Below are 26245 nucleotides of genomic sequence, written 5' to 3' on the forward strand. Positions count from 1 at the left end.
ATGCCTCAGCACGCCCCCGAGCCCCCGGACGTCTTCACCTGGATCGACGAAGCGGAGCGGGCCCGGGAGCGGGCCGGACTGGTCCGGATCCTGAGACCGCGCCCGGCTTCCTCACCGCTCCTGGACCTGGCGAGTAACGACTATCTGGGTCTGTCCCGGCATCCCGAGACCGTCCGGGGCGCGAGCGAGGCGGCGGAGCGCTGGGGCGCGGGAGCCACGGGCTCCCGTCTCGTGACGGGCACGACCGAGCTTCATGCGGAGCTCGAGCGGGAACTGGCGGCGTTCTGCGGCTTCGAGGCGGCGCTGGTCCTTTCGTCCGGATACGCGGCGAACCTCGCCGCCGTGACCGCCCTGAGCGACCGGGGCACGCTCGTCGTCTCCGACGCCGGCAACCACGCCTCGATCGTCGACGGCTGCCGGCTCTCGCGCGCCGAGGTCGCGGTCACCCCGCACGGCGAACCGGAGCCGGTGCGCAAGACGCTCGCCGCGCACGCGGGCCGGGCCCTGCTGGTCACCGACTCGGTGTTCTCCGTCGACGGGGACGCCGCACCGCTCGCCGCGTACGCGCGGGCCTGCCGGGCCGAGGGCGCGGCGCTGGTCGTGGACGACGCCCACGGGCTCGGCGTGCTGGGGGAGGGCGGCCGGGGCGCACTGCACGCCGCGGCTCTCGCGGGCGCGCCGGACGTGGTCGCGACGATGACGCTGTCGAAGTCCCTGGGCAGCCAGGGAGGTGCGGTACTGGGCCCGGCCAAGGTGATCCGGCACCTGGTCAACACCGCCCGGACCTTCATCTTCGACACCGGGCTGGCTCCGGCCGCCGCGGGCGCGGCGCTGGCGAGCCTGCGGCTGCTCCAGCGTGAGCCGGGGCGAGCGGACCGGGCCCGGGAGGTGGCCGCCCTGCTGTACGAGGGGCTCACCGCGTCCGGCCTGACCGCGGCCAGGCCGGACGCGGCCGTGGTGTCGGTACGGGCCCCGTCGGCTTCGGCGGCACTGCGCTGGGCCGCCGACTGCCGCGAGGCGGGTCTGTCCGTGGGCTGCTTCCGTCCGCCGTCGGTGCCGGACGGCATCTCCCGGCTGCGGCTGACGGCTCGCGCCGATCTCACGGGGGACGAGATCGGCCGCGCCGTGGAGACGATCCTGCGGACCGCTCCGGCGGGGGCCACGGACCCGCGGGCGCTACGGGGTTAGTCGAGCCCGTCCGCCCGTACGGAGGCGAGGAAGCCGTCCCAGGCCGGCCCGGTGAAGAGCACGGCCGGGCCGTCCGTCCGCTTGGAGTCGCGGACGGCCAGCAGACCGCCGGTGAGGGCGGCCGCTTCCACGCAGTTGTTCATTCCGGTGCTGCGGCTGCTCCGCCGCCACCGCGCGCTTCTCAGAAGTCCGCTGGTGGATAAGGGGGTTGCGGACACGGGGGTGCCTCCTTACGCGTCGTCAGCGATAGAGCTGATGAGATCCGACGAGTCACGGGGCGGGAGGGCGTGCGCCTGGATCGTGCGGAACGCGGCGCTGTACGCGTCTAGGTCTTCCTTCCGCTCCAGATAGAGGCTACTCGTCAAATGGTCGAGTACCACCACATCCAGATCGGCGATGCTCGGAAATGAGAAAATTACGAACGGTCCGGTGAGGCCGAGATGTCCCCCCACGCTGAACGGCAGTACCTGTAGACGCACTTGAGGCAGCCGCGCCACCTCCACCAGGTGCCTCAGCTGTTCCTCCATCACCCCCGGCCCCCCGATCTGCCGGCGCAGCACCGCCTCGTCCAGCACCGCGCTCAGCTCCAGCGGCGGATCCGTCCGCAGGACCGCCTGCCGCGCGAGCCGTACGTCGACCAGCGCGTCCACCTTCGGCTCCGGCAGCCCCCCGAGCGCGGCCCGGGTCACGGCCCGCGCGTAGTCCGGCGTCTGCAACAGGCCCGGGACCACGGAGAGTTCCACGGTCCGGGCCGCACGGGCCCCGGCCTCCAGGCTGATGAAGTCCCGGTACTCCTGCGGCAGCAGCCCCCGGTAGTCGTGCCACCACTGGCGCCCCCGGCCGGTGTCCGCACCCGCCCCGGGACCGGCCGCCGAGGCGCCCAGGGCCTCCAGCAGGGCCCGCTGCTGGGCGCTCACGACCTCCCCGTAGGCGTCGAGGAGCAGCCTGATGTCCTCCGCCTTGACGCCGCTGCGCCCCGTTTCGATGCGGCTGATTTTCGACTGGTGCCATCCCACGATCCGGGCCACCTCACCGCTGGTGAGCCGGGACCGGTCACGGAGGGCACGCAGTTCCTCGCCGAGCTTGCGCCGGCGTACCGCGGGACCGTGCTGCATACCCGCTCTCCTTCCACCGGCACAGCTCGCACCAGTCTGCCGTCCAAATACGCTCTTCCGTAGCAGAGTTCACCGCATTGAGCGACAGATATATGCATATCTTGGGGGATCGCCGGAAACGGCGGCACGATGGGTGGCACTCTGGCGCTCAGCGTAGATCCGGGGCGGCTCCGCCCTGGTGGGAAAGGGACGTCGCCATGGCAGATCACCAGGAAGCATCCGTCACTCTGCCGAGCGATCCGCTCTCGGTCGCCGCCGCCCGCCGCTACGTGGCGGAGGTGCTGAGCTCATGGGGACTGCCCGAGGACGCGGACACCGCGGACACCGTCCGGCTGATCGTCTCGGAACTCGCCACCAACTCCGTCCAGCACACCTTCGGCCAGTCGCCCACCTTCACCGTCGACATGCGCCTGGAGCGCGAGGAGTGGCTCCGCGTCGGCGTGACGGACAGTCACCCGCGCTGGCCCCGCCGGCTCCCGGCCGCCGTCCAGCAGGACAACGGCCGGGGCATGGTCATCATCCGCTGGCTGGCCGCCGAGGCGGGCGGCCGGCTCTCGGTCAGCCCGACCGAGGACGGCGGCAAGACGGTGTGGATCGCCCTGCCCTGGCAGCCCGTCGGCGCGCCGGCGGCCGGCGCCGCCCGGGGCTGCTGACCGGCCGGCCCTACAGGGCGGTGCCGCGCTCGACGGCGCTCCGCTCCACGCACAGCTCGTTGCCCTCGGGATCGGCGAGCACCACCCAGCCCATGACCCCGTCCTCGTCGCGCCGGTCGTCGACGATCCGGGCCCCGGCCGTGACCAGCCGCTCCACCGTCTCGTCGCGGGTGCCCACGGGCGGCTGGATGTCGAGGTGGACGCGGTTCTTCACGGCCTTGGCGTCGGGAACGCGGATGAACAGCAGCCCCGGCACACCCGGCTGCCCGGGCTCCAGCAGGACCTCGTCGTCGCCCTCCACGTCGTCGGGGTGGATCGGATAGCCGGTCACCTCCGACCAGAACTCCGCGAGCCGGTAGGGGTCGAGGGCGTCGAAGGTGATGTGCCGCACCGGGTTGACGAACATGGCTCTCCTTGCCTGCGGCGGACCCGCCCGTATACGGCGACCACCCGGAGGCCTTCCCGGAGTTGAACCGGGTGCCTCCCCGAAACGTGGGTTAACTCAGCGGAAAAGTGCGGGCCCTACCGTGAGCCCGCGGTCTTCCGCCAATGATCACCCATGGCCCGGTAAAGCACCGGTGATCGTAACGGAAAGCCTCGCCCCGCGTTGGACAAGACCTGCTTGGCATGGATATGCGCAGGCCAACAAGTCGTTGAAGGCGGCTACGGTCGTCCCGGCGCGATGTTGATCATGTCCCGGAAGCTTGGTGATACGTGTGCGACTGACACCACATGAACAAGAGAGACTCCTCATCCACGTCGCGGCCGACGTGGCCGAGAAGCGCAGGGCGCGCGGGCTGCTACTCAACCATCCCGAAGCGATCGCCCTCATCACCTCGCACCTCCTCGAAGGAGCCCGCGACGGGCGGACCGTGGCCGAGCTCATGGCCTCCGGCCGGACCGTCCTGCGCCGCGACGAGGTCATGGACGGGATCCCCGAGATGATCCACGACGTCCAGGTCGAGGCGACCTTCCCGGACGGCACCAAGCTGGTCACCGTCCACGACCCGATCGTCTGAGAGGAGCACCCGTCATGATCCCCGGCGAGATCGCCTACGGGGACGGTCCGGTGCGCCTCAACGAGGGCCGCCCCGTCACCCGCCTCACCGTCCTCAACGCCGCCGACCGGCCCGTCCAGGTCGGCTCGCACTACCACTTCGCCGAAGCCAACCCCGGCCTCGACTTCGACCGGCCCGCCGCGCACGGGCTGCGCCTCAACATCGCCGCCGGCACCGCCGTCCGCTTCGAGCCGGGCATCCCGGTCGCCGTGGAACTCGTACCGCTGGGCGGGCTCAGGGCCGTGCCCGGACTGCGCGGGGAGACCGGAGGGCCGCTCGATGGCTGAGGTGTCGCGGCAGCGGTACGCCGACCTCTTCGGGCCGACGGCGGGTGACCGGATCCGGCTGGCCGACACGGACCTCTTCGTGGAGATCGAGCAGGACCTCAGCGGAGGCCCCGGCCGCTCCGGGGACGAGGCCGTCTTCGGCGGCGGCAAGGTCATCCGCGAGTCCATGGGCCAGGCCCGCACCACCCGCGCCGAGGGAGCCGCCGACACGGTGATCACCGGAGTGGTGATCCTGGACCACTGGGGCATCGTCAAGGCCGACGTCGGCATCCGCGACGGCCGGATCAGCGGCATCGGCAAGGCGGGGAACCCCGACACCATGGACGGGGTCGACCCGGCCCTGGTCATCGGCCCCGAGACCGAGATCATCGCCGGCAACGGGAAGATCGTCACCGCCGGGGCCATCGACGCGCACGTGCACTTCATCTCCCCGACCGTCATCGACGAGGCCCTCGCCTCCGGGATCACCACCCTCGTCGGCGGCGGCACCGGCCCCGCCGAGGGCACCAAGGCCACCACCGTCACCCCCGGCCCCTGGCACCTCGCCCGGATGTTCGCCGCCCTGGAGGCCCACCCCGTCAACATCGGCCTGCTCGGCAAGGGCAACACCATGTCCCGCGAGGGCATGTACTCCCAACTGCGCGGCGGCGCACTCGGATTCAAGATCCACGAGGACTGGGGGGCCACCCCCGCCGTCATCGACGCCTGCCTGAGCGTGTGCGACGAGACCGGCGCACAGGTCGCCATCCACACCGACACCCTCAACGAGGCCGGGTTCGTCGACGACACCCTCGCCGCCATCGCCGGACGGACCATCCACTCGTACCACACCGAAGGCGCGGGCGGCGGCCACGCCCCCGACATCATCACCGTGGTCTCCGAGCCCAACATCCTGCCCAGCTCCACCAACCCGACCCGGCCGCACACCGTCAACACCGTCGAGGAACACCTCGACATGCTGATGGTCTGCCACCACCTCAACCCGGCCGTCCCCGAGGACCTCGCCTTCGCCGAATCCCGGATCAGACCCTCGACCATCGCCGCCGAGGACGTCCTCCACGACCTCGGAGCCATCTCCATCATCTCCTCCGACTCCCAGGCCATGGGCCGGGTCGGCGAGGTGGTCCTGCGCACCTGGCAGACCGCCCACGTGATGAAGAAGCGCCGCGGGTTCCTGCCCGGCGACGGCCCGGCCGACAACCACCGGGCCCGCCGCTACGTGGCCAAGTACACGATCAACCCCGCGGTCGCCCAGGGACTCGCCCGCGAGATCGGCTCCGTCGAGACGGGCAAGCTCGCCGACCTCGTCCTGTGGGACCCGGCCTTCTTCGGCGTCAAACCCGAAATGGTCATCAAGGGCGGCCAGATCGCCCACGCCCAGATGGGCGACGCCAACGCCTCGATCCCCACCCCGCAGCCCGTACTGCCCCGCCCCATGTTCGGCGGCCATGGCCGGGCACCGGCGCTGAACTCGCTCAACTTCACCTCCCAGGCCGCCCTCGACGACGGACTTCCCGAACGCCTCGGACTCGGCAAGGAGTTCGTGGCCATAGAGAGCACCCGCAAGGTCGGCAAGGCGGACATGCGCAACAACGACGCCATGCCCCGGGTAAGGGTCGACGCCGACACCTTCACCGTCACCATCGACGGCGAGGCCGTGGAACCGGCGCCCGCACCGGAACTGCCCATGGCCCAGCGCTACTTCCTCTTCTGATGGGGCGGCACGCAAAGATGGGGGGCGTCCCAAGGTGAGCCTCGCCGCCCTGCTCGTACTCGCGGACGGCCGCTTCCCCGCCGGAGGGCACGCCCACTCCGGCGGGGCGGAGGCCGCCTGCAAGACCGGCCGCGTCCACGACGCCGCCACCCTGGCCGCCTTCTGCCGGGGCCGGCTGCACACCGCCGGCCTCACCTCGGCCGGGCTCGCCGCCGCCGCGGCCCTCGGCCTCGACCCCGCCGCACTCGACGCGGCCGCCGACGCCCGCACCGCCTCACCCGCGCTGCGCGCCGCCGCACGGCGCCTGGGGCGGCAGCTGCTGCGCGCGGCCCGCGCCACCTGGCCCGACCCCGCACTGGAAGCGCTGGCCGCGGCCTTCCCCCGCGGGGCGCACCAGCCGGTGGTGCTCGGCCTCACCGCCCGCGCGGCCGGGCTCGGACCGCTGGAGGCCGCGCACGTGGCGGCGTACGAGAGCGTCAGCGGGCCGGCGACCGCCACGGTACGGCTGCTGGGCCTGGACCCCTTCGAGGCGACCGGGGTACTGGCCCGACTGGCCCCCGAGCTGGACGCCGTCGCGGCGCGGGCGGCCGAAGCCGCGCACCGGGCCCGGACCCTGGGCCCGCAGGCGCTGCCCGCGGCCTCCTCCCCCCTGCTGGACATCGCGGCCGAGGCCCATGCCGACTGGCCGGTACGGCTCTTCGCTTCCTGACCACCCCCAAGGAGTCACCCCCGTGCACCTCGACCACGATCTGCCCCACAGCCACCGGCACACCCACGCCGCCGCCCCGGTGCGTACCGACGGCACCCGGCGCGCCCTGCGCATCGGCCTCGGCGGGCCCGTCGGTTCCGGCAAGACCGCCACCGTCGCCGCCCTCTGCCGGGCCCTGCGGGCCGAACTGTCCATGGCCGTCGTCACCAACGACATCTACACCCGGGAGGACGCCGAGTTCCTCCTGCGCGAAGCCGTCCTGCCCCCCGAGCGGATCGCCGCCGTCGAGACGGGGGCCTGCCCGCACACCGCCATCCGCGACGACATCTCCGCGAACCTGGAGGCCGTCGAGGAACTGGAAGAGGCCTTCCGGCTGAGCGGCCCCCTCGACCTGATCCTCGTCGAGTCCGGCGGGGACAACCTCACCGCCACCTTCTCCCGGGGCCTGGTCGACGCCCAGATCTTCGTCATCGACGTGGCCGGCGGCGACGACATCCCGCGCAAGGGCGGGCCCGGAGTCACCACCGCCGACCTGCTGGTCGTCAACAAGACCGACCTCGCACCGCACGTCGGCTCGGACCTCGGCCGGATGGCCCACGACGCCGCCGAACAGCGCGGGGACCTGCCGGTCGCCTTCCAGTCCCTGCGCGGCCCCGAGGGCGTGGGCCCGGTGGCCGCCTGGGTGCGCGAGCGGATGGCCGCCTGGACCGTACGGTGACCGCCACCCTCCCCGCCGCGCGCCCCGACCGTACGGTGACCGGCGCGCCGGCCACCCACCCCGCACCCCCGCCCGCCGCCGGCCTGCGGGCCACCGCCCGGATCGGGGCCGTCGCCGACGGGCGGGGCGGCACCTCCCTCCCGCTGCTGGCCGGGCAGGGCCCGCTCGCGCTGCGCCGCACCCGGGGCGGCGCCGGCGAGGCGGAGGTGATGCTGGTCGGCGCGATGAGCGCCCCGCTCGGCGGGGACCACCTCACGGTGGAGGCCGCCGCCGGACCCGGCGCCCGCCTCGCCCTGCGCTCGGCGGCCGCCACCCTGGCGCTGCCCGGCCGGGGCGGCGAGGCCGCGCGGTACGACGTACGGCTGACCCTGGCCGGGGACGCGGAGGTGCGCTGGCTGCCGGAGCAGCTGGTCTCCGTACGCGGCAGCGACCTGCGGGTGCGCACCCGGGCCGAACTGGCGCCCGCCGCCCGGCTGGTGCTGCGCGAGGAGCAGGTGCTCGGCCGCACCGGCGAGGCCCCCGGCCTGCTGCGCAGCCGTCTCACCGTCACCCGGGACGGGCGGCCCCTGCTGGACCAGGACACCGCCTGCGGACCCGGCGCCCCCGGCGGCTGGGACGGCCCGGCGGGACTCGCCGGGCACCGGGCGCTCGGTCAGCTCCTGGTCGTGGACCCGGCGTTCGCCGCGGCCCCGCCGCCGGCCGCGCTACTGGGGGAGTTCGCGGCGGTCACCCCGCTCGCCGGCCCGGCCGTCCTCGTGACGGCCCTGGCCCCCGACGCCCTGCGGCTGCGCGAACTGCTGGACGCGGCCCTGGGCGACTACGGCTGGTGAGACGGCCCAACTCGGGGCGAAGCAGACACCGGTGAGCGGTACACACCTCTCCGGTTATCGGGTTGGCAAAGAACCCGCCCGCGCACTGTCGCCGGGTGCGGGTCAGGCGTGAGGATCCCCTTGCACGCCGACGACCGAGGCAGACCGAACCCGGCCGCCCACGGCGGCACCTACGCAGGGGGAACAACCACGTGATACGCACCGCGGCGCTGGGGAGCGCCGCCACTCTCGTCACCGGCGCACTGGCCGCAGGCCTGTTGCTCGCGACGCCCGCCGCCGCCGCTCCGGCCGGCCGGGACAACGGATCCGCCGAGGCGGCGGGCGTCCGGATCGCCGCCGCCCGCGCCGCGCGGACCGGCATCGACTGGAAGGACTGTCCCGCCGACTGGGGCTTCGAGAAGCCCATCCAGTGCGGCTGGGTGAAGGTCCCGCTCGACTACACCAAGCCCTTCGGCAAGACCATCGACATCGCGGTCGACCGCGCCGTCAGCACGGGCACCAAGCAGGAGCGCCAGGGCGCGCTCGTCTACAACCCGGGTGGCCCGGGCGGCTCCGGCATGCGCTTCCCGCGCCGGTCCACCACCCAGAGCCCGCTGTGGGTGAACACCTCGAAGGCCTACGACTTCGTCGGCTTCGACCCCCGCGGCGTGGGCCACTCCGCGCCCATCTCCTGCGTCGACCCGCAGGAGTTCGTGAAGGCCCCCAAGGCCGACCCGGTCCCCTCCAACGAGGCCGACAAGCGCGCCCAGCGCAAGCTCGCCGCCGAGTACGCGGACGGCTGCAAGGAGCGCAGCGGCGAGATGCTGCCGCACATGACCACCCCCAACACCGCGCGCGACCTGGACGTCATCCGGGCCGCCCTCGGCGAGCAGAAGCTGAACTTCCTCGGCGTCTCCTACGGCACCTACCTCGGCGGGGTCTACGCGACCCTCTTCCCGAGCCACGTGCGCCGCATGATCGTCGACAGCGTGGTCGACCCCGACCAGGACAACATCTGGTACGAGGCCAACCTGGGCCAGGACGTCGCCTTCCAGACCCGCTGGAACGACTGGCAGGACTGGGTCGCCAAGAACGACAACGTCTTCCACCTCGGCAACACCCGCGCCAAGGTCGAGGCGAAGTACCAGGAGCTGCGCGCCACGGCCAAGGCCAACCCCATCGGCGGGGTCGTCGGTCCGGCCGAGCTGATCGGCTTCTTCCAGGGCGCCCCGTACTACGACTCCTCCTGGGTGCCCGTCGCCCAGACCTGGGCCGCGTACGCCGCCGGTGACACCCAGGCCCTGGTCGACGCGATCGCCCCGGACATGTCCGACACCGTCGGCAACGCGGCCTCGGAGAACGGCAACGCCGTCTACACCGCCGTCGAGTGCGCCGACGCGAAGTGGCCCACCAGCTGGGCCAAGTGGGACCGGGACAACACCAAGCTGCACCAGAAGTACCCGTTCCTGACCTGGTCCAACGCCTGGATGAACCTGCCCTGCGCGACCTGGAAGTCCAAGCAGAGCACCCCGATCGAGGTCGGCGCCGGAGCCCGTCAGGGTCTGCCGCCGGTCCTGATCGTCCAGTCCGAGCGCGACGCCGCCACTCCGTACGCGGGCGCGGTCTCGCTGCACAAGCGGCTCGGGGGCTCGCGCCTGATCACCGAGCAGAACGCCGGCTCGCACGGCGTCACCAGCCTGGTGAACCCCTGCATCAACACCCGCGTGGACAGCTACCTGCTGACCGGCAAGGTCGACGCCAAGGACGTGAAGTGCGCCCCGCACGCCACGCCCGTGGCGCCCGCCCCGGCCGCCGCGAAGTCGCTCGCCCAGGCCCCGGGCGCCGACCTCCCGGCCCGCGAGGAGCTCCCGGCCGTCCGTTGAGGACCGCGACCGGGAAGCACTGAACCGGTGAAGTGAGGGAGAAGGCTCAGCGCCCCGGGCGCCGGGCCTTCTTCCGCTTCTTCTCCTCCTCCTCGGCCTTCACCTCGCCCGCGTACCGGTCGACGTACTCCTGGCCGGAGAGGCCGAGGACCGCGTACATGATCTCGTCGGTGACCGCGCGCAGGACCGCCCGCTCGCCCTCCATCCCGGCGTACCGGGAGAACTCCAGCGGCTCCCCGAAACGGATCGTGACCCGCCGGATCTTCGGGATCTTCTGGCCCGGAGGCTGGATCTCGAAGGTGCCCACCATCGCGCAGGGCACCACCGGCACCCCCGCGCCCAGCGCCATCGCCGCCACGCCGACCTTGCCCTTGTACAGCCGTCCGTCGTGCGAGCGCGTGCCCTCGGGGTAGATGCCGAGCAGCTCGCCCTTGGCCAGGACCCCGAGCCCCTCGCGCAGCGCCGCCTGGCCAGCGTCCTTGCCGGAGCGGTCCACGGGGATCTGCCCGGCACTGCGGAAGAAGGCGGCCGTCAGCCGGCCCTTGAGGCCCGGCCCGGTGAAGTACTCGGCCTTCGCCAGGAAGGTGATCCGCCGCTTCAGGATCGCCGGCATCAGGAAGTGGTCCGAGAAGGACAGGTGGTTGCCCGCGACGATCGCCGCGCCCTCCTCCGGGATGTTCTCCAGTCCTTCGATCCGCGGCCGGAACAGCAGCCGCAGCAGCGGGCCGAGCAGGACGTGCTTGAGCAAGTGGTAGAACACCAGGCCGCTCCCGTCGATGCCTCAATGTCACGTCCATCCTACGGACAGTCAGGCACGGATCAGGAGGGTCGGGGGCAGCCCGCTGTCCGGCGGGCCTCCGGGGCCACGCCGGGCAGGGCCGCGGGGCGGGCCGGTCAGACGCTGCTGCGCGAGGCGGCCAGTCCGAGGGTCAGCAGCCCCAGCACCACCCAGCCGAACCACAGCCAGCCGTTGCTGCCGAGCGCCACGGAGTACGCGGAGACGGCCACCAGAGCGGCGAGGGTCGTGACGGCCATCGCCTTAACGGATCCGGTCATGCCCCATGGTGACGCCAGAAGGCGCTCCCGCGCTACTGGCCGCGCCCCTGGAGCGAGGCGAGATACGCGTTGTACGCCGCCAGCTCCTGGTCGCCGTCCCGGTCGGCGGCCCGGTCGGAGCGCTTCGCGGCCCGCTGCTCCGAGTGGTACCACTGGTAGACCAGGGCGATCAGGACCAGTACCGAGGGGATCTCGCTGAAGGCCCAGGCGATGCCGCCGCCCCACTGCTGGTCGAGCAGCGCGTCGATCTCGAGGGAGGCCGGCGGGTCGGAGTAGGTCTTGATCATCGGCTCGCTCGCCATCATCAGCGCGATGCCGAAGAAGGCGTGGAAGGGCATGCCCGCGAACAGCTCCAGCATCCGCATCACGTAGCCGGGGCGGTGCGGGCCCGGGTCCACGCCCATGATCGGCCAGAAGAAGATCAGGCCGACCGCGAGGAAGTGGGCCATCATCGCCACGTGCCCGGCCCGGCTCTCCATGAGGAAGTCGAAGAGCGGGGTGAAGTAGAGCCCGTAGAGGCTCGCGATGAACATCGGAATGGTGAAGGCCGGGTGGGTGACGATCCGCATGTACCGGCTGTGCAGCAGCATCAGGAGCAGCTCGCGCGGACCCTTGTGACCGCGCGCGGCGGGCGGCAGGGCGCGCAGCGCCAGCGTCACCGGAGCGCCGAGCAGCAGCAGGATCGGGGTGACCATGCTGATCACCATGTGCTGGACCATGTGCACGCTGAACATGACCATGCCGTAGTCGTTCAGCTTGGTGCACATCACCAGGATCACCGTCAGCACACCGGTGGTGAAGGCGACGGTCCGGCCCACCGGCCAGGAGTCCCCGCGCCGGCGCAGCCGCAGCACGCCCCAGCCGTACAGGCCGAGCCCGGCCAGCGAGGCGAACAGGAACACGGCGTCGAAGGAGAACTCCAGCCCGCGCGCGAGAGTGAACGGCGGCAAGTCCATGTGCATGTCCATGCCGTGCCCGCTGTGATCCATCTGTTCACTCCCTTGACCGTGGTGCCCCACCACAGTAATGGCGCCCCCGGACGCGATCGCGTCCGGGGGCGCCATCAGGAGGCGGGAAACATCACAGGACGTTCTGCGCCTCTTCGTACCGTTCGGACGGGACCGTCTTCAGGGTCTCCACGGCCCCGGCGAGGGGAACCATCTCGATGTCCGTGCCGCGCAGGGCCGTCATCATGCCGAACTCGCCGCGGTGCGCCGCCTCGACCGCGTGCCAGCCGAAGCGGGTCGCCAGGACCCGGTCGTACGCGGTCGGCGTGCCGCCGCGCTGGACGTGGCCCAGGATCACCGGACGGGCCTCCTTGCCGAGGCGCTCCTCCAGCTCGACGGCCAGCCGGTTGCCGATGCCGGCGAACCGCTCGTGACCGTAGATGTCCGTACCGCCCTGCTCCAGCGCCATCGAGCCCTCGGCCGGCTTGGCGCCCTCGGCGACCACGACGATCGCGAACCGCTTGCCCGCCTCGAACCGCTCGCCGACGATCGCCGTCAGCTCCTCGATGTCGAAGGGCCGCTCCGGCACGACGATGGCGTGCGCGCCGGCCGCCATGCCCGAGTGCAGCGCGATCCAGCCGGTGTGGCGGCCCATGACCTCGACGACCATCACGCGCTGGTGGGACTCGGCGGTGGTCTTCAGCCGGTCCAGGGCCTCGGTGGCGACGCCCACGGCGGTGTCGAAACCGAAGGTCACGTCGGTGGACGCGATGTCGTTGTCGATGGTCTTCGGCACGCCGACGATCGGCAGGCCGCCCTGCGACAGCAGGTGGGCGGCCTTCAGGGTGCCCTCGCCGCCGATCGGGATGATGGCGTCGAGGCCGAGGTCCTCGACGTGTCCGCGGGCCCGCTCCACGCCGTCGCGCAGGTGCGCGGGCTGGACGCGGGAGGAGCCGAGGATGGTGCCGCCGCGGGCCAGGATGCCGCTCACGGCGTCCAGGTCGAGCTTGCGGTAGTCGCACTCCAGCAGGCCGCGCCAGCCGTCGTGGAAGCCGATGACCTCGTCGCCGTGGTCGACGACGGCGCGGTGCACGACGGAGCGGATGACGGCATTGAGGCCGGGGCAGTCGCCTCCGGAAGTGAGCACACCAATGCGCATGGCAGGAAGAACCTTTGCAACGTGGGCCGACGACCGGACCACGTCGTCCGGTTGGAACTAACCGTCACCCTACAAGCGGATCCGCAGTGGACTGAACCATCCTCCACATGCTGGTCCCCTCCGTCGTACGAACGCACGCGGCCCGGATCCCCCTCGGGGGGATCCGGGCCGGTCGCGGGGGGTGCGGCGCGCTACGCGGGCTGCGTGGCCGCCGCGATGCGCTCGGCGCGCAGCGCCTCGTACCAGCGGTCGTCTATGGCCGGCAGCGCGTTCACGTCGAGGGCCAGCTTCAGCAGCAGGTCCGCGATGAGCGGGTTGCGGGCCATCACGGGGCCGTGCATGTACGTACCGAAGACGGTGTCGTTGTACGCGCCCTCGGTGCCGTCGCCGCTGCCGTTGCCGCGGCCCATGCTCACCCGGGCGAACGGGCGGGCCGTCGGGCCGAGGTGCGTGACGCCCTGGTGGTTCTCGAAGCCCGTCAGCTGCGGCAGGCCCAGGCGCGGGTCGATGTCGGCGAGCACGTCGCCGACGCACCGCTCGCCCTCGCCGCGCACGGTCACGACGTCCAGCAGGCCCAGGCCCTCCTGGCGCTGGCCCATGTCGTTGACGAACTCCTTGCCGAGGATCTGGTACCCGGCGCACACGGAGAAGACGATCGCCCCGTTGGAGACGGCCCGCTCCAGGCCGCCGTCGCGCAGCAGCCGCTCGGCGGCCAGCCGCTGCGGCCGGTCCTCGCCGCCGCCGATCAGGTAGATGTCACCCGAGGTCGGGATGGGCTGGTCGCTGCGCACGTCCACGCGCTGCACGTCCAGGCCGCGCTGGCGCGCCCGGCGCTCCACGACGAGGGCGTTGCCCTGGTCTCCGTACGTGCTGAGCAGGTCGGGGTAGACCCACACCAGACGCAGGCTGTTGTCGCTCATGCTCTTGTCCTCTGCGTTTCTGACGGGGGCTAGTTGCCGACGCGGCGGCGCACGTCCTGGAAGGCGGTGTAGTTGGCGATCAGCTCGATCTGCCCGGGCGGCGCCAGCTGCACGGCCTCGTCGATGGTCTCGCACACCCGGAAGTCCAGCCCCGCGACCTCCAGACGCACCGCCAGGTCCAGCTTGCGGTCGCCGATCACGAAGATCGGGTGACCGGCCAGGCGCGGGTAGTCGACGTCCCACAGCCAGGAGGTGTCGGTGCCGTCGGCGCCGCGCGCGTTCACCGCCAGGATCACCGGGGTCGGCGGCGGGTCGATCAGCGAAAACGTTTCGAGCCAGCCCGCGGGGTTCTTCGCGAGGAGCAGCCGCAGCTCGCGCCCCATGAAGCTCACGACGTCGTACCGGCCGGCCACGGCCTGCACCTGGTACATCCGCTCCAGCGCGACCTGCGGCGGCACGCCGAACACGGCGGCCACGGCGGCCGAGGTGGCGGCGTTCGCCTTGTTGGCGCGGCCCGGCAGCTGGAGGTGGATCGGCCAGGCCGAGCCGTGCGGGTCCAGCACGTGGTCGCCGGAGAGCACCCAGCTCGGCGTGGGGCGGCGGAAACCGCACTCGCCGCAGAACCAGTCGTCGCCGGGGCGCTGCATCACACCACCGCAGGAGGGGCACGACCAGGCGTCGTCCTTCCACTCCTGGCCGGCGGCGACCCACACCACGTTCTGCGAGGAGGAGGCCGACCACACGATCAGCGGGTCGTCGCAGTTCGCGACGATGACGGCCTTCGAACCCTCCAGGCCCTCGCGCCACTTCTCGGCGAGCATGCGGGTCTCCGCGGCCCGGTCCAGCTGGTCACGGGAGAGGTTCAGCAGGGCGATCACCTTGGGGGTGACGTCCCGGGCCACCCCGGCCAGGTACTTCTCGTCGACCTCGATGACGCCGTACTTGGCGTCCGAGCCCCCGGCCAGGGCCGAGGTGATGCCCGCCGGCATGTTCGCGCCCAGCGCGTTGGACACGACCGGACCGGCGGCCCGCAGGGCCTCCGCGATCAGGCGGGTCGTCGTGGTCTTGCCGTTCGTCGCGGACACGAGGACGACGTCGAGATGCTGCGCCAGCGCGCCGAGAAGATCGGGGTCCAGCCTGAGTGCGACCTTGCCACCGATCACCGATCCGCTTCCGCGTCCCGCGGCCCGCGACACCGCCGCCGCGGCCTTGCCCGCCGTCACGGCCAGCTTGGCCCGCGGCGAAAGCGGCTCCGTGTTGCCTGCCATCGTCCCTTGTCCTCCTTGCGTCGGTCGGCCCCAGCCTATCCAGTACCGGCCGCGGCCTTGACCGCGGCGCCCCCAGGCCGCCGCGGATCTCCTCATATATTCGCCCGTCGTACCCTTACGGCCATGCGACAGCGCCCCCTCCCCGGTACCAACGGACTCGTCCGCACCATGAGCCTGCTGGGCGATCCGGTGCTCCATTCCGCTTGCGCGGAGGTCACCGACTTCGGCCCGGAGCTCGACCGGCTCGTCGAGGACATGTTCGCGACGATGTACGCCGCCCAGGGCGTCGGGCTCGCCGCGAACCAGATCGGCGTGGGACAGCGGGTCTTCGTCTACGACTGCCCGGACGACGAGGACGTGCGCCACGTCGGGCACGTCGTCAATCCCCGGCTGGTCGCGGCCGACGGGGACGAGTACCGCGGTCCCGAGGGCTGCCTGTCCCTGCCGGGACTGGAGGCCGGGACCGTCCGCTTCGACCGCGCGGTCGTCGAGGGCGTCACCTCCGACGGGGCCCCCGTACGGATCGAGGGCACCGGCTTCTTCGCCCGGTGCCTCCAGCACGAGTGCGACCACCTCGACGGCACCGTCTACGCGGACCGGGTGACCGGACTGCGCGCGCGGCGCCTGCGGCGGGCGATCCGCAAGGCCCCGTGGGGTGCGCGGGCGCCGCGCGGCTGAACCGGGGCCCGGACCGCCGCCCGTGGGTGGCGGTCCGTCAGAAGCCGGGGCCGTCCTCGCGGTTGCCCGCCGTGGACAGGCGGCCCCAGAGCAGGTCGGTGAGGCCCGCCACCAGCTCGGCGCGCTCGCACGGGCGCTCGCCGAGCCACCAGTCCCCGGCGGCGTGCATCATGCCGACGATGCCGTGCCCCCAGATCCGGGCCGTGCGTTCGCCGCCCGGGCCGAGGTCGACCCGTTCGCCGACCACCTGGGCCAGTTCCTCGCCGAGGCGGCGCAGCAGCGGGGCCGAGTGCAGGCCGACGTCGAAGCCCCGCTCGGGGCTCTGCGAGTCCTCGGCCGGGTGCATCAGGAAGCGGTAGACCTGCGGGCGGGCCTCGATCGCGGCGAGGTAGGTGTCGAGCGTGGCCTCGACCCGCCGGCGCCGCTCGGCGGGGGCGTCGAGCGCGGCCCGCAGCGAGTCGAGCAGTGCGTCGGTGTGCCGGACGGCGAGGGCCTGGTAGAGGCCCGCCTTGTCGCCGAAGTGCCGGTAGAGGATCGGCTTCGTGATGCCGGCCTCGGCCGCGATGGCGTTCATGGAGGCCTTGGGGCCGTCCCGGAGTACGACGCGGTCGGCCGCCTCGAGCAGCTCCCGCCGACGGCGGTCCGCCGCTCCCGGCTCGCCGGCCTGCTGAGTGGTCTGCATGACGTGTTTCTCTCCCCGCCCTTGCGATGTGCGTGACGCCCACGCAACGTAACACCCCGCACACCCTCGCGATCGAATCGGCGGCGCTTGACAGTGCTTACCGACCGGTAACAGACTGTGGCCCTTGTTCAGGTTACCGGCAGTAACTTCGCTGGGTGCCACGTGAGACAGCTGGAGGGGACATGGCGGAGTTCACCATGGAGCTCAACGACGACCAGAAGCAGGTGCGCGACTGGATCCACGGCTTCGCCGCCGACGTGATCCGCCCCGCCGCCGCCGAATGGGACGAGCGCGAAGAGACTCCGTGGCCCGTCATCCAGGAGGCGGCCAAGGTCGGCATCTACTCCCTGGACTTCTACGCCCAGCAGTTCTTCGACCCGACCGGCCTCGGCATCCCGATGGCGATGGAGGAGCTCTTCTGGGGCGACGCCGGCATCGCCCTGTCCATCGTCGGCACCGGCCTGGCCGCCATCGGAGTCGTCGCCAACGGCACCGAGGAACAGATCGGCACCTGGATCCCCCAGATGTACGGGACCCCCGACGACGTCAAGGTCGCCGCCTTCTGCTCCTCGGAGCCGGACGCCGGCTCCGACGTCGGCGCGATGCGCACCCGCGCCGTGTACGACCAGGCCAAGGACGAGTGGGTGCTGAACGGCACCAAGACCTGGGCCACGAACGGCGGCATCGCCAACGTGCACATCGTGGTGGCCGTGGTCGACCCCGAGCTCGGGACCAAGGGCCACGCCTCCTTCATCGTGCCGCCCGGCACCCCGGGACTCTCACAGGGGCAGAAGTTCAAGAAGCACGGCATCCGCGCCTCCCACACCGCGGAAGTCGTCCTGGAGGACTGCCGCGTACCCGGCTCCTGCCTGCTCGGCGGCAAGGGCAAGCTCGACGAGCGCCTCGCGCGGGCCCGCGAGCGGGCGGCGGCGGGCGGCGGCGAGCGGGTGAAGAACGCCGCCATGGCCACCTTCGAGGCGTCCCGGCCCGCGGTCGGCGCGATGGCCGTGGGCACGGCGCGCGCGGCCTACGAGGTCGCCCTCGACTACGCGAAGACCCGCACCCAGTTCGGGCGCCCGATCATCGACAACCAGGGCGTCGCCTTCCAGCTCGCCGACATGCGCACGCAGATCGACGCGGCCCGGCTGCTGGTGTGGCGGGCCTCGTGGATGGCGGTCGCGGGCCGGCCGTTCACCTCGGCGGAGGGCTCGATGTCCAAGCTGTTCGCGAGCGAGGTGGCCAAGAAGGTCACCGCGCAGGCCGTCCAGATCCTCGGCGGCAACGGTTTCACCCGGGAGTACCCGGTGGAGCGGATGCACCGCGACAGCGCGATCTACACCATCTTCGAGGGGACCAGCGAGATCCAGCGGCTGGTGATCGCGCGGACCATCTCGGGCATGCCCATCCGCTAGGACCGCGGTCACGGCACCAGGGAGCGTGCGTGTAGGACCGCGGTCACGGCGCCAGGGAGCGTGCGTGCCGGAACCCGCCGGGCAGGCGCGACCTCGACGACACGACCCGGCCGCGAGCGCGCCCGGTTCGACCCGGGTCAGGGGGCGAGGAGGCGGGTCAGGGCGCGGGTGAACAGGAGGCGGCCGGCGGCGGCGGTCAGGGGGTCGAGGAGGCGGGGGACGCCGCGCGGGCGGAGGTCCTCGCGCCAGTGCACCTCCGTGCCCCCGGAGGGCAGCGGCCGCACTTCGATCTCCGCCCGGCCCGTCACCGCCCGGCCCCGCTTCTCCAGGCGGACCAGCCCGGCGGAAGGGGCTGCGGGAGGGGCCGCCGGAGGCTGCCAGAGGACGACTTCCATCGTGTCGTCGAACGTGACCCTTCCCACTCCCGTGCGCGCCGTGAACCGCGTTCCGACGTGCGTCGGAGGCTCCGTCTCGATGATCGTCCGGGTCAGCGGGACCTGTGCGCCGTGCCGTTCCCAGTCCGTGAGCCTGCGCCACACCTCGGCGGGCGGGAGCGGACTGCGGCGAATGATCCGGATAGCGGGCATGAGCGCATGGTAAGCGGGCATACACACCCTGAACTGGACCGCGAATATGGGTTCCGTCCGGGGGCGGCGATCAGTAATACTCACCGCCACCGTGGATCGCGGATTCGACCGGGTGACCACCGGCCCTCCCGCCCCACTCTGCGAGGAGGTGCGCCAATGTGCTCCCACCAGCCCCCCTGCCCGCCCGCCGACAGCGCCGATCACGACGCTGCCCGCACCGTGGCCTCCCACCCCGAACAGGGCTGGAGCCTGCTCTGCAACGGCGTCGTGGTGTTCGACGACACAGGTGAACTGCTCCCCGAAGGCCGGACGGTGGAACCCCGTCGGCCGGCCCTGGTCTGACCGAGGAGGCAGCGTGCGCCAGCAGCTGATCCGCAAGCCCGTCCCCAAGCCCGCCCCCCGAGACCTGGACCTGCGTACCCCGTCGGGCAGACCCCTCCCGTACTGACGGGAGCCCCGGAGTCACGCCGTCCACCGGCTGCCGGTCAGCCGGTGGACGCAGCCGCGCCGCCGAGGAACGCGGTCTCGTACGCCGCGTCGCCGATCGCCGCGCGGGCCTGCCGCTCGCCCTGGTCCCGCAGGGCCGTGAGCGAGGGCGAGCCGCCCATCTGCGGCCTGCCCACCGTGCGCCACCAGGCGTGCCCGGTACCGAGCAGCCGTGCGGCCAGTTCCCCGTCGCCGAGGGCCGCCACGGCCGCCGCGAGCACGTCCAGGCCCAGCGCGATGCCGAAGCGGTCGCCCAGCAGCCGTTTGCCGGACAGCATCGCCCGTACGTAGCGGGCCGCCTCGCCGTGGTGTCCGAGCCCGAGCGCCGACACGGCCAGGATGTAGTCCGCGTAGGCGCGCAGCCACCGCTCGCCGAGCTCCGCGCACGCCTCCCGCAGCCCGCGCGCCTCCTCCGCGGCCTCCTCGAAGCGCCCGAGGTCGCACAGCGCGTAGCCGGTGGCCAGCCGGCACAGCAGCCAGCCCGCCCCGCTGGTCCGCCCGCCGTGGCCGGCCCGCGCCCGGGGGCCGGCCAGCGCGAGCGCCGTCCGCGGGTCGCCCGGCATCAGGACCGACACCGCCCGCAGGTAGGCGGCGCGCAGCTCCTGTTCCGGGTCGGCCAGCGCGGCCGCCGCGCGGGTGCACCGGGCGCCGACGTCCTGGGCGGCGCCCATGTCGCCCTGGAGCAGGGCCGTGAGCCCGAGCGCCCACAGCGCCTGGACGTGGCCCGCCCCGCCGGGCGGGGTCTCGGCCAGGGCCCGCTCCAGGAACCCCCGGCCCTCGTGGACGTGCCCGCACGCGAACCAGAAGAACCACAGGGCCCCGGCCATCTCCAGGGCGGCCCCGGGGTCCGTGCCGAGGAGGTGTTCCAGGGCGGTGCGCAGCTGGGCGTGCTCGGCGGTCATCCTGCGGTACCAGTCCACCTGGGCGGGCCCCAGCCAGCCCAGGTCGGCGGCCTCGGCGAGGGCCGCGTACCAGTGGGCGTGCCGGTCCGCGACCGTGCGTACCTCGTCCAGTTCGGCCAGCCAGTCGTGGCCGAACTCGCGGATGGTGTCCAGCATCCGGTAGCGGGCTCCGGCTCCCCGCTCCTCGGAGCGCCGTACGACGGACTTCGCGACCAGGCCCTCCAGGACGCGCTCCACCCGGGAAGCGGCCAACGGGCCGCCGGAGCACACCGACCGGGCGGCGGCCACGTCGAAGTCCCCGGTGAACACCGACAGCCGGGCCCACAGCAGCCGTTCCACGGGCTCGCACAGCTCGTGGCTCCAGCCGATGGCGGTGCGCATGGTCTGGTGGCGGGGCAGCAGCGGGGCGCGGGTGTCGGCGAGGACATCGAACCGGGCTCCGAGCCGTTGCGCCACCTGTTCCAGCGACCACAACCGCATCCGGGCCCCTGCGAGTTCGAGGGCGAGCGGGATCCCGTCCAGGCGCCGGCACACCTCGGCGGCGATCGCGGTCCGGCCGGCGTCGGCGAAGACCTCTGCGGCCTGCGGGGTGGCGGTGAGGGCGCGGGCCCGGAAGAGGGCGAGGGCGTCGCTGTCGGGGCCGTCGCAGGGCAGCGGGCGCACGTCGACGACGGTTTCGCCGGGGGAGCCCAGCCGCTCCCGCGAGGTGGCCAGCACCGTCAGGCCGGGGGCGGACTGGAGGAGTTCGGCGGCCAGGTGGCGGACTTCGGCGACCAGGTGCTCGCAGGTGTCGAGGACGAGCAGGAGTTCCTTGTCGGCCATCCAGGCGCACAGTTCCTCGTCGAGGGAGTGGGCGGAGTGGTCGGCGAGGCCGATGGCGTGGGCGACGGTCGTGGTGAGCAGGGCGGGGTCGCGCAGGGGGGAGAGCTCCACCCACCAGACGCCGTCGGCCCGGGCCTGCCGGCGGTCGGCGGCCGCCCGCAGGGCGAGGCGGGACTTGCCGACGCCGCCCACCCCGGTCAGGGTGACCAGCCTGCGCCGGCGCAACAGTGCGCCGAGATAGGTGAGTTCACCCTCCCGGCCGACGAAGCTCGCCGTCTCCGGCGGCAGGTTTCCCGGCACGGCGCCAGAGTCTGGCGCAGGGCCGCCGCCTGCGGAGTCTGCCTGATTGTCGTTGACCGAGTACTCACCGAACACGGATGTATTGTGCGCGATCTTCTTTCGTGGCAGGGCCGTTCGGGTCAGATCGGCGGCCGGAAGGCGGCCGCCGCGTCAGCCGGCGAGGACGACGCGCTGCTCGGTCGAGAAGGCGCCCCAGTTGCCGTCGGGCAGCCGGGCCCGCAGTTTCAGCGTCCAGGCCGTACCGGCGGGCTCGGTCGCGGTGAGGCGGTGCGCGGCCGGGCCGCCGGGCCGGGCGCCCGCGCCGAACTGGATGACGGTGACGGGCCGTCCGTTGACGTAGAGCTCGTACTCGGTGGTCGCGCGGCCGGTGTCCGGGGCGGTCCAGGCCAGGTCGACGATGCCGGGAGAGGCGGTCGCGGTGAAGGCGCCGGGGGCGGTGCCGGGGCCCTGCGCCGGGTCCGGCGGGGTGGTCACGGCGACGGCCGGCCCGTCGGGGGAGGAGTTGTCGGCGCCGTCCCGGGCGCGGACGGTGAAGACGTACGCGGTGCCGGGCTGGAGTCCGTCGAGGGTGGTGGAGGTCTCGCCCGGGCCGACGGTGTGGATCCGGACTCCGCCCTGGTAGACGTCGTACGCGGTCACGCCGGTGTCGTCGGCGGCCGCGGTCCAGCCCAGCCCGACCGTACGGGGGCCCCGGGCGCCGCCCGTCGCCGCGGGCGGCGCGGAGGGCGGCTGCCGGTCCTCGGCCCGGGCGGCCGGGGTGGTGGTGCGCGCGGCCGCGCTCAGGGCGGAGCGGTTTCCGGCGGCGTCGCGCGCCCGGACGCTGAAGTCGTAGGGCGTCTGCGGGGCGAGGCCGGTGACGTCGACCATCGTCTTGTCGGCGGGGAGGTCCCGGACCAGCTGTCCGGCCTGGAACACCTGGTACCCGGTCACGCCGTCGGTGGGCGCGGCCGCCTCCCACATCACGTGCACGGAGGTGGCGCTGCCGGCCTGGGCGGTGAGACCGGAGGGGGCGGGCGGGGGCTCGGTGTCGGCGCTCGTGCAGCCGGCCAGGGCCGCGAGGGCCAGGCAGAGGGCGAGCGCCGCCGGGAGGGGGCGCGGCGGGGCGGTGCGTCGCACGGGGGCGCTTCCTCCGGATCCTCGTCGTCGTCCTCGTAAAGGTCTAGACATATATGGCACGTGCGGCGGGGCCCGGGCAAGCCCCAGGAGGCCGGAACCCGCCGGTCTGGCAAGGGATTTGCCTGGCCTTGAGGGGGTCGGAGGCGCTGTGCCGTCTGTGATCCGATTCGGCTTCTTCTGATCCCGTCTGGCATTATTGCGATCTCTTTGCAATAACAGATGATCGCGAACAGGGATGTGCACAGCATGACGGCCCGGACAGCACGGGGAGCCGCCGCGGCGACGCTCGCCGCCGTACTCATCACGGGCGTGGCGGCCTGTTCGAATCCGACGGGCGGAGCCGGAGCCTCCGCCTCGGGAGCCGACTCCGCGGTCGTCGGCATCGCGACCGAGCCGGAGACCCTCAGCCCGCTGCTGGGCTACGGCAAGGACGGCAACTCCAAGATCTTCGACGGCCTGCTCACCCACGACGCCGACATGAAGCTGAAGCCCGCGCTGGCCGAGGCCCTGCCGGAGGTCTCCGCCGACGGCCGCACGTACACGTACAAGCTGCGCCAGGGCGTGAAGTTCAGCGACGGGGCGCCCTTCGGCGCCAAGGACGTGGTCTTCACCTACAAGAAGATCCTCGACCCGGCGACGAACAACGCCTCGAAGAGCGAGCTGGACGCCGTCGAGAACGTCACCGCGCAGGGCGAGGACCGGGTCGTCTTCACCCTGAAGTACCCCTACGCGCCGTTCGCCGAGCGGACCGTCCTGCCCATCGCGCCCGAGCACATCGCCGGCAAGCAGGACGTCAACAGCGGCGACTTCACCACCAAGCCCGTCGGCACCGGCCCCTACCTCCTCACCGGCTGGTCCAAGGGCGAGAAGATCAGCTTCAAGGCCAACCCCTCCTACTGGGGCGGCGAGCCCGCGGTGAAGAAGTTCACCATGGCGATCGTCAAGGACGACGACGTCCGCGCCACCCGGCTGCGCTCCGGCGAACTGGACGCGGCGATCCTGCCCCCGAACCTCGCCCGCGGCTTCGAGAAGGACGAGGCCCGCACCACCTACGCGGCCAAGACCTTCGACTACCGCAACGTGACCCTCCCGACGCACCACAAGGTCACCGGTGACGTGGCGGTCCGGCAGGCGCTGGACGTCGCCGTCGACCGGAAGACCATGGTCGACAAGCTCCTGGAGGGCGCCGGTAAGGCAGCCTACGGCCCGGTCCCGGTCGGCAGCCCCTGGTTCACCGCCGGCACCGAGCGCGCGTACGACCTCGACCGGGCGAAGAAGATCCTCGACGACGCCGGCTGGAAGGCCGGGGCGGACGGCGTCCGCGTCAAGGACGGGGTCCGCGCCTCCTTCCCGCTCTGGTACACCTCCGGCGACAAGATCCGCCAGGACCACGCCCTGGCCTTCGCCTCCGACGCCAAGAAGGCCGGCATCGAGGTCAAGACCGAGGCCGGGACCTGGGAGGTCATCGAGCCCCGGATGAAGACCGACGCCGTCCTCGCGGGCGGCGGCTCCCCGGCCGACCCGGACTTCGACCAGTACCTGCTGCTGACCTCCTCCCTCGGCGGCGACGGGTTCAACAACATGGCGTGGTACGACAACCCCGCCGTCGACCGGGCCCTCGTCGAAGGCCGCGAGAGCGGCGATCCGGCCGTCCGCAAGGCCGCCTACGACACCGTGCAGCGCGAACTCGTGAAGAACCCGGGCTACGTCTTCCTCACCCACATCGACCACCTGTACGTCGTCAACGACAAGTGGGACGGACCGGCCACCCAGGTCGAACCGCACGACCACGGCCTCGGCTCCGGCCCCTGGTGGAACGTGGAGACCTGGAAGCCGAAGCAGAAGTGAGCCGACGCACGTGACCAGCCCGCTCCGCCTTCCCTGGGGGCCGATGGCACGCATGACGGGGCGGCGGATCCTCTTCGCCGCCCCGGTCCTGCTCGTCGTCACCTTCGGGGTCTTCGCCGTCGCCGCACTGTCCCCGTTCGACCCCGTCAAGGCCTACGCCGGCACCGCCGGGCTCACCGCCCCGCAGGCCGAACTCGACCAGCTGCGGACCAACCTCGGCGTCGACCAGCCACTCGTGACCCGCTGGTGGGACTGGCTCGCCTCGGCCCTCACCGGGGACCTCGGCACCTCCTCCGTCATGCGCCAGCCCGTCGCCGACGTGATCGCCGAGCGGGTGGGCTGGTCCGCCCTGCTCGCCTCCTGCGCCTTCGCCGTGGCCGTCCTGCTGGGCGCCGGACTCGGCGTGCTCGCCGCCCGCCGCCAGGGCGGCCTCCTGGACCGCGGCGTGTCCGCCCTCGCCTACACCCTGGAGGCGGCCCCCGCCTTCTGGCTGGGACTGCTGGCCATCTGGTTCTTCTCCGTACGCCTGGGTGTCCTGCCCTCCGGCGGACTCACGGACGCCGCCAGCGACACGGTCACCTTCGGGCAGGTCGCCTCCCACCTCGTACTGCCCGCCCTGGTGCTCGGCATCTCCCAGCTGCCCTGGTTCTTCCTGTACGTCCGCCAGGGCGTGGCCGACGCCCTGGAGGAGGACCCCGTACGCGGGGCCCGCGCCCGGGGCACGGCCGAACGCCGGGTCCTGCTGGGCCACGGACTGCGCTCCGGCATGCTCCCGATGCTCACCCTCATCGGCTCACGGGTCCCCGAACTGATCACCGGCGCCCTGCTCGTGGAGACCGTGTTCAGCTGGCCCGGCATCGCCGCCGCCACCGTCCAGGCCGCCACCTCGGTCGACTTCCCGCTGCTCGCCGCGCTCACCGTACTGGCCACCGCGGCCGTCCTGGCCGGCAACCTGCTGTCCGACCTGCTGTACGGACTCGCCGACCCGAGGGTGGGCTTCGATGGCTGAACCGGCGCTCACCTGGAAGTCCCGCGGTACGGACCGGCGTTCCACCCGGACCCTGCGCGTGCGCGTCTGCGCCGCCGTCGCCGCCCTGACCGTCCTCGCCGTCCTGCTGGTACCCCCGCTGGCGCAGCTGGACCAGCAGGCCGTCGACCTCTCGGCGAGGCTGCTCCCGCCGTCCTGGGAACACCCCTTCGGCACCGACGACGTCGGCCGGGACCTGCTCCTGCGCTGCGTCTACGGGCTCCGCGTCTCCCTGCTGGTCGGACTGGTCGCCGCCCTGGTCGCCACCGTCATCGGCACGGCGGTCGGCGCCGCGGCCGGGGCGCTGGGCGGCTGGACCGACCGCCTCGTCATGCGGGCCGTCGACACCCTGTCGTCGATACCCCACCTCCTGCTCGGCGTCTTCATCGTGGCCCTGTTCCGGCCCGGGGTGTGGCCGGTCGTGGTCTCGGTGGCCCTGACCCACTGGCTGTCCACGGCCCGGATCGTGCGCGCCGAGGTCCTCTCACTGCGCGGCCGCCTGTTCGTGGACGCCGCCGTCTCCGGCGGAGCCTCCAGGTGGCGGGTCGCCGTCCGGCACCTGGTACCGGGCGTGCTCCCGCAGGCCGGACTCGCCGCGGTGCTCATGATCCCGCACGCCATGTGGCACGAGTCGGCCCTGTCCTTCCTCGGCCTCGGCCTGCCGTCCCACCAGGCCAGCCTCGGCAACCTCGTCCAGACGGCCCGCGGTTCGCTGCTCGCCGGGGACTGGTGGCCCACGCTCTTCCCCGGCCTGCTGCTGATCGTCCCCACGCTGGCCGTCGCCGGCCTCGCGGGCGCCTGGCGCGACCGGCTGAACCCCCGACGCCGCTCGGAGCTGACCCTGTGACCACGACCCCGCCCGCCGGGACCGTCCTCGCCGTGGACCGGCTCTCGGTCCGCT

The 26245-nt window shown here is 72.8% G+C and carries 28 protein-coding genes; 15 read left to right on the forward strand and 13 right to left on the reverse strand.

Translation table 11 applies throughout. The annotated features are described in order from the left end of the window. The gene (locus ABZZ17_RS20910) at positions 1–1188 is read left to right on the forward strand and encodes an 8-amino-7-oxononanoate synthase (RefSeq protein WP_356877789.1); all 1188 of its coding nucleotides are present in this window, start codon (positions 1–3) and stop codon (positions 1186–1188) included. Here ABZZ17_RS20910 and ABZZ17_RS20915 read toward each other — a convergent pair. Next, positions 1185–1406 (reverse strand): DUF397 domain-containing protein, encoded by a 222-nt coding sequence (locus tag ABZZ17_RS20915; RefSeq protein ID WP_356877790.1) that lies wholly within the window; start codon positions 1404–1406, stop codon positions 1185–1187. The two genes, ABZZ17_RS20910 and ABZZ17_RS20915, sit on opposite strands and share 4 nt — an antisense overlap. Positions 1407–1418: 12 nt before the next feature. Beyond that, positions 1419–2303, reverse strand: a complete 885-nt coding sequence (locus ABZZ17_RS20920) for a helix-turn-helix transcriptional regulator (protein WP_356877791.1) — start codon at positions 2301–2303, stop codon at positions 1419–1421. A 197-nt stretch (positions 2304–2500) separates the two neighbouring features. Here ABZZ17_RS20920 and ABZZ17_RS20925 point away from each other — a divergent pair, with 197 nt between their 5' ends. After that, on the forward strand, positions 2501–2956 hold the full coding sequence (locus ABZZ17_RS20925; protein WP_356877792.1) for an ATP-binding protein: 456 nt from the start codon (positions 2501–2503) through the stop codon (positions 2954–2956). A gap of 10 nt (positions 2957–2966) precedes the next feature. Here the strand turns inward: ABZZ17_RS20925 and ABZZ17_RS20930 are convergent, their stop codons facing one another. Next, positions 2967–3362 carry a VOC family protein gene (locus ABZZ17_RS20930; protein WP_356877793.1) on the reverse strand — a complete coding sequence of 132 codons (396 nt, stop codon included), beginning with the start codon at positions 3360–3362 and terminating at the stop codon, positions 2967–2969. A gap of 310 nt (positions 3363–3672) precedes the next feature. Here ABZZ17_RS20930 and ABZZ17_RS20935 point away from each other — a divergent pair, with 310 nt between their 5' ends. The 7 genes from ABZZ17_RS20935 (at position 3673) to ABZZ17_RS20965 (ending at position 10134) form a co-directional block, all read left to right on the forward strand. Continuing rightward, the gene (locus ABZZ17_RS20935; protein ID WP_356877794.1) at positions 3673–3975 is read left to right on the forward strand and encodes an urease subunit gamma; all 303 of its coding nucleotides are present in this window, start codon (positions 3673–3675) and stop codon (positions 3973–3975) included. 14 nt (positions 3976–3989) lie between these two features. After that, positions 3990–4301 (forward strand): urease subunit beta, encoded by a 312-nt coding sequence (locus ABZZ17_RS20940; RefSeq protein WP_356877795.1) that lies wholly within the window; start codon positions 3990–3992, stop codon positions 4299–4301. Continuing rightward, complete coding sequence (locus ABZZ17_RS20945; RefSeq protein WP_356877796.1) at positions 4294–6015, forward strand: urease subunit alpha; 1722 nt, start codon at positions 4294–4296, stop codon at positions 6013–6015. The genes ABZZ17_RS20940 and ABZZ17_RS20945 overlap by 8 nt, the downstream gene beginning before the upstream one ends. A 34-nt stretch (positions 6016–6049) precedes the next feature. Next, on the forward strand, positions 6050–6724 hold the full coding sequence (locus ABZZ17_RS20950) for an urease accessory UreF family protein (RefSeq protein WP_356877797.1): 675 nt from the start codon (positions 6050–6052) through the stop codon (positions 6722–6724). 22 nt (positions 6725–6746) lie between these two features. Next, positions 6747–7442 (forward strand): urease accessory protein UreG, encoded by a 696-nt coding sequence (gene ureG, locus ABZZ17_RS20955; protein ID WP_356877798.1) that lies wholly within the window; start codon positions 6747–6749, stop codon positions 7440–7442. A 35-nt stretch (positions 7443–7477) separates the two neighbouring features. Continuing rightward, positions 7478–8272, forward strand: coding sequence for an urease accessory protein UreD (locus ABZZ17_RS20960; RefSeq protein WP_356877840.1), 795 nt, complete (start codon positions 7478–7480; stop codon positions 8270–8272). A gap of 191 nt (positions 8273–8463) precedes the next feature. Then, complete coding sequence (locus tag ABZZ17_RS20965) at positions 8464–10134, forward strand: alpha/beta hydrolase (RefSeq protein WP_356877799.1); 1671 nt, start codon at positions 8464–8466, stop codon at positions 10132–10134. Positions 10135–10180: 46 nt separating this feature from the next. Here ABZZ17_RS20965 and ABZZ17_RS20970 read toward each other — a convergent pair whose 3' ends face one another. From ABZZ17_RS20970 to ABZZ17_RS20995, 6 genes are all read right to left on the reverse strand, one after another. Beyond that, positions 10181–10894 carry a lysophospholipid acyltransferase family protein gene (locus tag ABZZ17_RS20970; protein WP_356877800.1) on the reverse strand — a complete coding sequence of 238 codons (714 nt, stop codon included), beginning with the start codon at positions 10892–10894 and terminating at the stop codon, positions 10181–10183. 134 nt (positions 10895–11028) lie between these two features. Then, positions 11029–11190, reverse strand: coding sequence for a hypothetical protein (locus tag ABZZ17_RS20975; protein ID WP_356877801.1), 162 nt, complete (start codon positions 11188–11190; stop codon positions 11029–11031). 32 nt (positions 11191–11222) lie between these two features. Then, a complete protein-coding gene (locus ABZZ17_RS20980) occupies positions 11223–12179 on the reverse strand; it encodes a cytochrome c oxidase assembly protein (protein WP_356877802.1) in 957 nt (318 codons plus the stop codon). A 91-nt stretch (positions 12180–12270) separates the two neighbouring features. Continuing rightward, a complete protein-coding gene (locus tag ABZZ17_RS20985) occupies positions 12271–13296 on the reverse strand; it encodes a 6-phosphofructokinase (RefSeq protein ID WP_356877803.1) in 1026 nt (341 codons plus the stop codon). A gap of 191 nt (positions 13297–13487) precedes the next feature. Next, positions 13488–14216 (reverse strand): glutamine amidotransferase, encoded by a 729-nt coding sequence (locus ABZZ17_RS20990; protein WP_356877804.1) that lies wholly within the window; start codon positions 14214–14216, stop codon positions 13488–13490. Between the two features lie 29 nt (positions 14217–14245). Then, positions 14246–15484 carry a MurT ligase domain-containing protein gene (locus ABZZ17_RS20995; protein WP_356877805.1) on the reverse strand — a complete coding sequence of 413 codons (1239 nt, stop codon included), beginning with the start codon at positions 15482–15484 and terminating at the stop codon, positions 14246–14248. Positions 15485–15607: 123 nt separating this feature from the next. Here ABZZ17_RS20995 and def point away from each other — a divergent pair, with 123 nt between their 5' ends. After that, positions 15608–16162 (forward strand): peptide deformylase, encoded by a 555-nt coding sequence (gene def / locus ABZZ17_RS21000; RefSeq protein WP_356877806.1) that lies wholly within the window; start codon positions 15608–15610, stop codon positions 16160–16162. A 37-nt stretch (positions 16163–16199) separates the two neighbouring features. On the opposite strand, the gene ABZZ17_RS21005 is transcribed toward def, so the two are convergent. Continuing rightward, on the reverse strand, positions 16200–16844 hold the full coding sequence (locus tag ABZZ17_RS21005) for a TetR family transcriptional regulator (protein WP_356877807.1): 645 nt from the start codon (positions 16842–16844) through the stop codon (positions 16200–16202). Between the two features lie 182 nt (positions 16845–17026). On the opposite strand from ABZZ17_RS21005, the gene ABZZ17_RS21010 reads away from it, so the two are divergent. Beyond that, positions 17027–18256, forward strand: a complete 1230-nt coding sequence (locus ABZZ17_RS21010) for an acyl-CoA dehydrogenase family protein (protein ID WP_356877808.1) — start codon at positions 17027–17029, stop codon at positions 18254–18256. A 137-nt stretch (positions 18257–18393) separates the two neighbouring features. Here the strand turns inward: ABZZ17_RS21010 and ABZZ17_RS21015 are convergent, their stop codons facing one another. Next, positions 18394–18843 carry an SRPBCC family protein gene (locus tag ABZZ17_RS21015; RefSeq protein WP_356877809.1) on the reverse strand — a complete coding sequence of 150 codons (450 nt, stop codon included), beginning with the start codon at positions 18841–18843 and terminating at the stop codon, positions 18394–18396. 156 nt (positions 18844–18999) lie between these two features. Between ABZZ17_RS21015 and ABZZ17_RS21020 the strand changes: the two genes are divergently transcribed. Next, positions 19000–19185, forward strand: a complete 186-nt coding sequence (locus ABZZ17_RS21020) for a DUF5999 family protein (protein ID WP_356877810.1) — start codon at positions 19000–19002, stop codon at positions 19183–19185. A 143-nt stretch (positions 19186–19328) separates the two neighbouring features. On the opposite strand, the gene ABZZ17_RS21025 is transcribed toward ABZZ17_RS21020, so the two are convergent. Both ABZZ17_RS21025 and ABZZ17_RS21030 read right to left on the reverse strand, forming a co-directional pair. Continuing rightward, positions 19329–21353: an NB-ARC domain-containing protein gene (locus tag ABZZ17_RS21025; protein ID WP_356877811.1), complete on the reverse strand. Its 2025-nt coding sequence runs from the start codon at positions 21351–21353 to the stop codon at positions 19329–19331. A gap of 150 nt (positions 21354–21503) precedes the next feature. Further along, the gene (locus tag ABZZ17_RS21030) at positions 21504–22469 is read right to left on the reverse strand and encodes a fibronectin type III domain-containing protein (RefSeq protein WP_356877812.1); all 966 of its coding nucleotides are present in this window, start codon (positions 22467–22469) and stop codon (positions 21504–21506) included. Positions 22470–22715: 246 nt separating this feature from the next. Here ABZZ17_RS21030 and ABZZ17_RS21035 point away from each other — a divergent pair, with 246 nt between their 5' ends. From ABZZ17_RS21035 to ABZZ17_RS21045, 3 genes are read left to right on the forward strand one after another with little or no spacing between them, the layout of a single operon-like run. Then, the gene (locus ABZZ17_RS21035; RefSeq protein ID WP_356877813.1) at positions 22716–24317 is read left to right on the forward strand and encodes an ABC transporter substrate-binding protein; all 1602 of its coding nucleotides are present in this window, start codon (positions 22716–22718) and stop codon (positions 24315–24317) included. 43 nt (positions 24318–24360) lie between these two features. Next, positions 24361–25326: an ABC transporter permease gene (locus tag ABZZ17_RS21040; protein WP_356877814.1), complete on the forward strand. Its 966-nt coding sequence runs from the start codon at positions 24361–24363 to the stop codon at positions 25324–25326. Further along, positions 25319–26191, forward strand: coding sequence for an ABC transporter permease (locus ABZZ17_RS21045; protein WP_356877815.1), 873 nt, complete (start codon positions 25319–25321; stop codon positions 26189–26191). Before ABZZ17_RS21040 ends, ABZZ17_RS21045 begins: the two co-directional genes overlap by 8 nt. The last annotated feature ends 54 nt before the right edge of the window (positions 26192–26245 follow it).

Source organism: Streptomyces sp. NPDC006512 (assembly GCF_040611935.1).
In the GTDB taxonomy this organism is placed as follows: Bacteria; Actinomycetota; Actinomycetes; order Streptomycetales; family Streptomycetaceae; genus Streptomyces.